Source organism: Candidatus Rhabdochlamydia sp. W815 (assembly GCF_018642185.1).
GTDB classification, from domain to species: Bacteria; Chlamydiota; Chlamydiia; order Chlamydiales; family Rhabdochlamydiaceae; genus Rhabdochlamydia; species Rhabdochlamydia oedothoracis.
In genome coordinates, this window is record NZ_JAAVTY010000066.1 from 938 (window position 1) to 8,178 (window position 7,241).

A 7,241-nucleotide genomic window follows, 5' to 3' on the forward strand; every position below is an offset into this window, starting at 1 on the left:
AGTTGTTTTGGCGCACCCATGTACTATTTGTCCCATAATGTTTCCTTTGATGCTAAATGTTCATAGTATACACCATTATACTTTGGGACTAAACATACCCCTAATCCCTTTATATCATAAGACCGAACTTACCTTTTTAGAATACTCTATGGGGCAGACGAATGATGTTATAGGAACCTTCCTAGGATCAAATAGGATAAATGAAAAAAAACAAATGGCTTAATTTTGAATTGCCAACGAAAACAACGTTTTGTAACATAAACCACATATTGGGGGTGTTTTATGCAAACAGTTGAAGAACATGTAATCTGGGAAATAGCGGGTAGTTATCAAGATATTTTATATCATAAACACAGCGGTATTGCTAAAATTACCATTAATCGTCCTGAGGTGAGAAATGCTTTTCGCCCTTTAACCATTTCTGAGATATCACATGCTCTACAAGATGCTCGTAGCGATCTCAACATAGGAGTGGTTGTTTTAACAGGAAAAGGTAAAGAAGCATTTTGTTCCGGTGGGGATCAAAAAGTTCGCGGTAATGCTGGATATACAGATTTAGAAGGCACAGACCGTCTAAACGTATTAGATTTACAAAAAGAAATCCGTGGGCTACCAAAACCGGTCATTGCCATGGTGTCAGGCTTTGCCATTGGTGGCGGACATGTTTTGCATTTGGTCTGTGATTTGACAATTGCAGCAGATCATTCCATTTTTGGACAAGTGGGTCCTAAAGTAGGCTCTTTTGATGGAGGGTTCGGCTCTAGTTATCTAGCACGGATAGTAGGACAAAAAAAAGCGAAAGAGATCTGGTTTTTATGCAGAAAATACACCGCAAAAGAAGCTTTAGAAATGGGTCTTATTAACTGCGTGGTCCCTTATGAAGAATTAGAAGGAACTACTTTGCAGTGGTGTTATGAAATTCTTCAGCATTCTCCTTTAGCTCTTCGCTGTATAAAATCTGCTTTTAATGCTGATTGTGATGGGCAAGCAGGACTGCAGGAGTTAGCAGGGAATGCTACTTTACTCTATTATATGACAGAAGAAGCGCAAGAGGGGCGTAGTGCTTTTCTGCAAAAACGCAGCCCTAATTTCTCACAATTTCCTAAACGGCCTTAAAATATGCATGCTATTCAAATCTGGACACTAGCGATTCGACTGAAAACTTTAATTGCTAGTATAAGCCCTGTTCTGATTGCAACAACGATGGCTATTAAAATTGGCAGCTTTGATTGGTTAATTTTCCTCTGCACCATGTGCACTGCTTTAGGGATTCAAATTACAACCAATTTAGCAAATGACTATTTTGATTATCTCAAAGGAGCTGATACTCATCAGCGCAAAGGATTTATACGTGTTACTCAAGCAAAGCTCGTATCCCATAAGACAATGCGCCAAGCCATAATCATAAGTATGTTGTTAACGCTTTTAAGCGGTATATATTTAGTGATCATTGGAAAAGCTCTTATCGCTTGCTTACTCATTGTTTCTTTATGTTTATCTATTTTATATACAGCAGGGCCTTATCCTCTAGCTTATCTTGGGCTCGGCGATCTTTTTGTATGGTTTTTTTTTGGTCCGATTGCAGTCAGCGGAGCGTATTATTTGCAAATAGGCTCTCTATCTTTAGAGGCATTACTAGCTGGTATTGCTCCTGGAGCAATCTCTACTGCAATCTTAACGGTAAATAATGTAAGAGATATCGATGAAGATCTATTAGCTCATAAAAAAACTTTAGTCTCTTGTTTTGGTAAATCATTTGGTAAATGGGAATATCTTTTTTGTTTATTAGCAGCTTTTGGATCTTTATTTTTTTTCCACGATTCCCATCCGTTTGCTCTTTGTACGCTTTTATGCCTTCTACCAGCAGGCATGCTTATAAAAACAATGTTTACATATAAAAATCCCATGGAACTGAATCTTTTGTTGATAAAAACAGGTCAATTGCTATGCCTATTTACAGCTCTTTTTTGCATAGGTTGGATGTTATAAGTTGGCGCATTTTTCGTTTTCAACTTACAAAAAAAGACAAATCGATTCGCTCAAGCCATCTTGTTTGTCTCAAAGATAGCAATCAGCAAGAAGCATGGGCTGAAATCTCTCCTTTACCAGGTCGTAGTAAAGAGACAATAGATGAAGCTCTTTTACAATTAATAAATGTATTAAAAGGGAAAAAAACCTCTCATCTTTACTCTTCTGTTTCTTTTGCACTGGCAACAGCTCTTAAGCAATTCAGTTTCCCCCCTATTCCTCTATGCGCTCTCTTATCGGGCTCTAAGCAAGAAATGATGCAGCAGGCACTGCTGGTAGCACACAAAGGATTTTCTTCTGTTAAAGTTAAGATTTCGCAACTTTCTTTAGAAGATGCTTTTGCTGTCCTTGATAGCTTGCGCAAAACATTTTCTCTACGAGTAGATGCAAACCAGCGCTTTAGTTTTCAAGAAGCCCTGTATTTTTTTGGCCAATTTCCTTCCTTAGCATTTGACTTTATTGAAGAGCCCACTTGGGAAACCTCTCGATTAGCTGATTTTTCCCATCCTTTTGGGTTAGATGAAACTCTAGAGAAAAACCCTGATTTTAGGTTTGAGAATCTAGCTAATTGCAAGGCAGTCGTCGTAAAACCCATGATTCAAGGATTTTTCACTACCAAAAAACTCATGCAACATTTAGAGAAAAAAAGAACAAAATTGATTTTTAGCAGCTCCTATGAGAGCGGTTTAGGGTTGATGCAAATTGCTCACTTGGCCATGCAAACAAAGCTCTACCCACTTGGTCTGAATACACAATCTTTATTTACTGAAGATATCTTAACCCCCTTTCCTATTTTTTCTTCCCCTATCTGTTCTTGCCCTTTCCCAGCGCAGATACAAACACATCTATTACAAGAGATCTATTGTGGTTAAAATGCTTTGCCCTATTGCGCTACAAGCAAAAGAAAACCCAACAGCTTTAGCTATTGAGACAACTTTGGATAGCTTATCTTATCAAGAATTAGATAAGCTTTTATCTCAATTAGTAAAGCACCTACTCTCTTTAGGAGTAAGTAAAGGAACAAGGATTGCTTTTGTTGCACCCACTTCGTTCAAAACGGTTATTTTATTACTGGCTCTTTTGCGTATGGGCGCAATTGCTTGTCCGATAAATCCTAAATTTCCTCAAGTGCAGATTGAGGACTTAATCCAAAGACTCAAGCCTTCTCATTTTATCAATCTAGATACCCTTGTTTTTACTGCTAGCTCTTATCAAATAGACCCTATAATTGATACAGAGCAATTGTTTACCTTTTTAGCCACTTCTGGATCTTCAGGTAAAAGCAAAATCGCTTGCCATACCTTTGAAAACTATCTAACCAGTGCTTTAGCCACGCATCTACCGCTTCAACTATCTAAGAGTTCTCGTTGGCTGTTATCACTACCTCTATATCACGTTAGTGGTTTATCCATTTTAATACGTTGTATGACAATAGGGTTATGCGTTGTGCTAACAGATTTAAAATCCATCTGGGAAGAGATCATTCCCCATAGAATTACCCATCTATCTTGTGTTCCCACTCAACTATTTCGCTTAAAAGATCAAAAATGCAGCTTACCTCTTTTAAGCAAGCAGTTACAATGTGTCTTAGTTGGAGGAGCACACACGAGCCTTTCTTTATTCCAATCTGTAAAAGAACTTCCTATTTTTTTTACCTACGGCATGACAGAAACAACTTCAATGATTACCCTAGCAACCAAAGAAGATCTGCGACTAAAAAATTTAAGCATGGGCTATCCAATAAGTTGTTGTGAAATCAAAATAGCAAACGATTGTGAGATTTTAGTTAAAGGCAAAAACCTATTTCAAGGTTATTGGGACGGCTTTCAAATACACCCACCTCCTTGTTGGTTTGCTACAAAAGATTTAGGTAAAATCTGTTTACATAATCATCTTCATATAACAGGAAGAAAAGATCGCTTATTTATTTCGGGAGGAGAAAATATACAACCAGAAGAAATTGAACAAGCACTATGCTCTATCAGAGGAATTATCTGTGCTACGGTATTACCTAAGCCAGATGAAGAATTTGGGAATCGTCCCGTTGCTTTTATTGAAGATATTGAGCAAAGATCCTTTGCTCAAGTTTTTTTTGAATTGCACAAAATCCTTCCTTCTTTTAAATGCCCTGTAAGCATTTGGCCTTATCCTAAGCATCTAAAAAATACCTCTGTAAAAACCCCTATTCCTCTTCTAGAGCAGCATTTAAAAAGTCTTTTTCCCAAAGATGTCTTTCGAGATACTCCCTTAACTTCAATGGAAGAGGTATAGACTTTTTTGTCATGGAATCTATACATACATGTACAATAATAACGCTACCTACTTCTTCCTGGGTTTTAAGATTAAATAAAAGATAGGATACGCTGAAAGAGGCATTTCCCAAGTGCTTAATACCTAATGTAATTTTTAATGAATCTCTTAATTGTAGAGGTTTTTTATAATCAGCTTCTGCATGAACAATGGGCATTTCCATCTGGTCTAAGTCCATTGCTCTATTAAATAAAAACTCTTCAAATGCCTCTAGAGCTAGATTGAATTGTTCAGAAAAAAATAAATGTCCTGTTGCGTCTGTATTCTTCATACGAATCTGTGTTCGATACTCAAACATATTTTTCTCTATAGTAAAAATTTGAATGCATTTTTTCCATAAAAAGCTTTAAGATATCGGTATAAACTAAAAAAATCTTAAGATTAATTTTTTTCAGCTAAAAGCCTTATTATTAGTGATCAGATACAAATAAAGGCCCTTTAAAACCGATTTAAAATTTAGGTTATAGGATTGTCTAAAAAAAAAGCTATTTTTATGATTGCTATCACTTCCAAAAGCAGATATCCTAGTTAAGTAGATTTAAAAGAGTAAAATATAAAATGAATCCACGTAATTTACAATCTTCCGTCTTATTAAACCAAAATCATTTACAAAATTTACCAGAGCAAAGCGCTGCAACGTCTTTACAAGCAAAGGGCGAACTTGCATTGCTTAAGAAATATTTTGATAAAGGTTTAAATTACTTTAATAAAGCTCTTTCTCTTGAACCTACTAATTTTAAGCTGTATTTTTCCCAAGGACTATCCCTTTTTCAATTTGCACAGGAAAAACAGCAGAAAAAACCACTTCTATTAGCAAATAAACGGCTAAAAACAGCAGCTCAACTCAATCCCAACCATTTAGATATCTGGCAAGCTTGGAGCAGTGTGCTCTCTGCTCTAGGATTTACTTATAAAAATCCAAAATATTTTTTAGAGGCTCATGAGAAAACAACTCAAGCAATCGATCTTTGCCCTCTACAAAAAATAGATACTCTTGCTGATTTATACGCTGATTTGGGGTCTATTTTTCTACATATAGCTAGTTATTCGCAAGAACCCAATGATTTGCATAATGCTATACAGGCCTTTGAAAACGCGGTTAATTTAAATAAAACATTACTTACTGATGTTTGGAGAGACTTTGGTCTGGCTTGTTATAGATTTGCTAGTTTTGTAAATGAAGCGCGTTTTTATTTTAAAGCAAACCAATATTTTAAGAATGCTCTTTCTTTAGAGCCAGAATCAGCCTCTTTATGGCATTTATTGGCTCAAACTTTTTGTCAATTATACACACAAACACATGATGAAGATCATTTCATCAAAGCCAATGAATATTTTGCTTCAGCTGCTCAAAGATCGCCAAAATCCTTAGATATCTGGTTAAACTGGTCTTTATTCCTATGTGAAACAGGTAAAAATCTTTCTGATGTCAAAAAATTACGCCTATGTATTGAAAAGTGTAATGAGGCACTTAATGTTGATCCTGATCATTTTCTTACCCAAGCAATCTGTGCTGAAGCTCTTAGCTTACTAGGAATGAATTTAGAACGCCTTGATCTCATTCACGAAGCCAATGAAAAAATGAGTCAGATTATTGAACAAAAAGAAGACAGTCCTGATATTTGGCACTGCTATGGGTCTTGTTTACAGTGTCTGGGCACTTATTTCAAAGATATCGATTTTTATTATCAAGCGATTGAAAAATTCCAAATAGGATTATCTATTAATCGCACCTATCATCGTAACTGGCATGCAATTGCAAAGATTTATACAGCAATCGGAGATCTTGAGCAAGATGCCGATATTCTCTATTCCTCTTTTAAATTTTATAAAAAAGCTCTTTATTTGAAAAAATCTCATTTTTACTTATTTGATTATGCAGTGGCTTTAGCTAAGCTTGGAGAAATGAAGCATGAAAGATGCTTTTTAGAAAAATCTATCGACTTATTTGAAAAAGCATTAATTATACAAAAAAACGCCATCTTTTTATATCCAGAATGGCTATTTCACTACGCATGTGCACTAGATACTCTTGGAGATTTTTTCGAAGAAGAAAGTTATTACTTAAGATCTATTGAGATTTTTTCACAAATTTTAATGATTGATCCTAATTTATACGATGTACATCATCACTTAGCATTAGCACTTTCACATTTAGGGGAACTTACTTCTGCTAGAGAATATCTCTATCGCGCTATCCATCATTATAGGCTTGCTGTTAAACAAGAAAATGAAAATGATACAGTGCTCTTAGACTTTGCCTTAACCTTAATCAATTTAAGCCAACATTTATATGATTCTGCTGAAATTGAGCAGCTTTATCGCGATGCAGAACAAAAACTATTTACCGCAAGTCGTTTAGGTAATACTCAAGCCTACTATCACCTCGCTTGTCTTTATTCCCTCTCCAATCAGATTGAGCTTAGCATGCGTTTTCTAGAAAAAGCGGTTAAAGCGGATTCTCTACCACCTATAGAGGAAATGCTCCAAGATGACTGGCTTGACAACATACGCACAACACAGAATTTTCACGAATTTTTATCCCGTCTAGAAAACAGTCGTAATCTAGAAGAATATTAAGGCCCTTTCAACCTCGAAGTGCACAAAAAAGAACATATAAATACTTGAAAAAACATCTATTGTGCACCCGAGCATAGCATGTTTGTAGATAATCTCATATAGTGGTTTCGATTCAATCGTATAGAAAAATATAGGATTAATAATAAGTTTCAAGTCATTGACTTGAAACTTATTAAGCTAGACTTTTGAACTGGCACTACTATATACGATTGAATCGGAATCACTATATATTAAGTCTTTTCAAGTTTGAAGTGCACAGAAGAATTAAAAAAAGAATAGGCAGGCGATGAAAGAATCTCTATTGTGATTTTTAACAATCAAAC

The 7,241-nt window shown here is 35.6% G+C and carries 7 protein-coding genes; 6 read left to right on the top strand and 1 reads right to left on the bottom strand.

Annotated elements, in window-relative coordinates; all coding sequences use genetic code 11:
- From RHOW815_RS05340 to RHOW815_RS05360, 5 genes are all read left to right on the top strand, one after another.
- Positions 1 to 223 (top strand): hypothetical protein (locus RHOW815_RS05340; protein ID WP_215217301.1); only part of this gene is annotated, 223 nt, incomplete at its 5' end.
- 59 nt (positions 224 to 282) lie between these two features.
- Positions 283 to 1,116: a 1,4-dihydroxy-2-naphthoyl-CoA synthase gene (gene menB, locus RHOW815_RS05345; protein WP_215217302.1), complete on the top strand. Its 834-nt coding sequence runs from the start codon at positions 283 to 285 to the stop codon at positions 1,114 to 1,116.
- 3 nt (positions 1,117 to 1,119) lie between these two features.
- Positions 1,120 to 1,989, top strand: a complete 870-nt coding sequence (gene menA, locus RHOW815_RS05350) for a 1,4-dihydroxy-2-naphthoate octaprenyltransferase (RefSeq protein WP_215217303.1) — start codon at positions 1,120 to 1,122, stop codon at positions 1,987 to 1,989.
- Entirely contained in the window at positions 1,947 to 2,900 is a 954-nt protein-coding gene (locus RHOW815_RS05355) for an enolase C-terminal domain-like protein (RefSeq protein ID WP_215217304.1), read from the top strand. The genes menA and RHOW815_RS05355 overlap by 43 nt, the downstream gene beginning before the upstream one ends.
- A gap of 1 nt (position 2,901) precedes the next feature.
- On the top strand, positions 2,902 to 4,299 hold the full coding sequence (locus RHOW815_RS05360) for an AMP-binding protein (protein WP_215217305.1): 1,398 nt from the start codon (positions 2,902 to 2,904) through the stop codon (positions 4,297 to 4,299).
- On the opposite strand, the gene RHOW815_RS05365 is transcribed toward RHOW815_RS05360, so the two are convergent.
- The gene (locus tag RHOW815_RS05365) at positions 4,211 to 4,636 is read right to left on the bottom strand and encodes an acyl-CoA thioesterase (RefSeq protein ID WP_215217306.1); all 426 of its coding nucleotides are present in this window, start codon (positions 4,634 to 4,636) and stop codon (positions 4,211 to 4,213) included. The genes RHOW815_RS05360 and RHOW815_RS05365 overlap by 89 nt on opposite strands.
- Positions 4,637 to 4,896: 260 nt before the next feature.
- Here RHOW815_RS05365 and RHOW815_RS05370 point away from each other — a divergent pair, with 260 nt between their 5' ends.
- Complete coding sequence (locus tag RHOW815_RS05370; RefSeq protein WP_215217307.1) at positions 4,897 to 6,918, top strand: TPR end-of-group domain-containing protein; 2,022 nt, start codon at positions 4,897 to 4,899, stop codon at positions 6,916 to 6,918.
- Positions 6,919 to 7,241: the final 323 nt, after the last annotated feature.

Excerpts from the sequence above, each read along its gene's own strand:
- RHOW815_RS05355 (WP_215217304.1), top strand. The coding sequence starts at position 1,947 with ATGCCTATTTACAGCTCTTTTTTGCATAGGTTGGATGTTATAAGTTGG.
- RHOW815_RS05360 (WP_215217305.1), top strand. The coding sequence starts at position 2,902 with ATGCTTTGCCCTATTGCGCTACAAGCAAAAGAAAACCCAACAGCTTTA.
- menB (WP_215217302.1), top strand. The coding sequence starts at position 283 with ATGCAAACAGTTGAAGAACATGTAATCTGGGAAATAGCGGGTAGTTAT.
- menA (WP_215217303.1), top strand. The coding sequence starts at position 1,120 with ATGCATGCTATTCAAATCTGGACACTAGCGATTCGACTGAAAACTTTA.
- RHOW815_RS05365 (WP_215217306.1), bottom strand. The coding sequence starts at position 4,636 with ATGTTTGAGTATCGAACACAGATTCGTATGAAGAATACAGACGCAACA.
- RHOW815_RS05370 (WP_215217307.1), top strand. The coding sequence starts at position 4,897 with ATGAATCCACGTAATTTACAATCTTCCGTCTTATTAAACCAAAATCAT.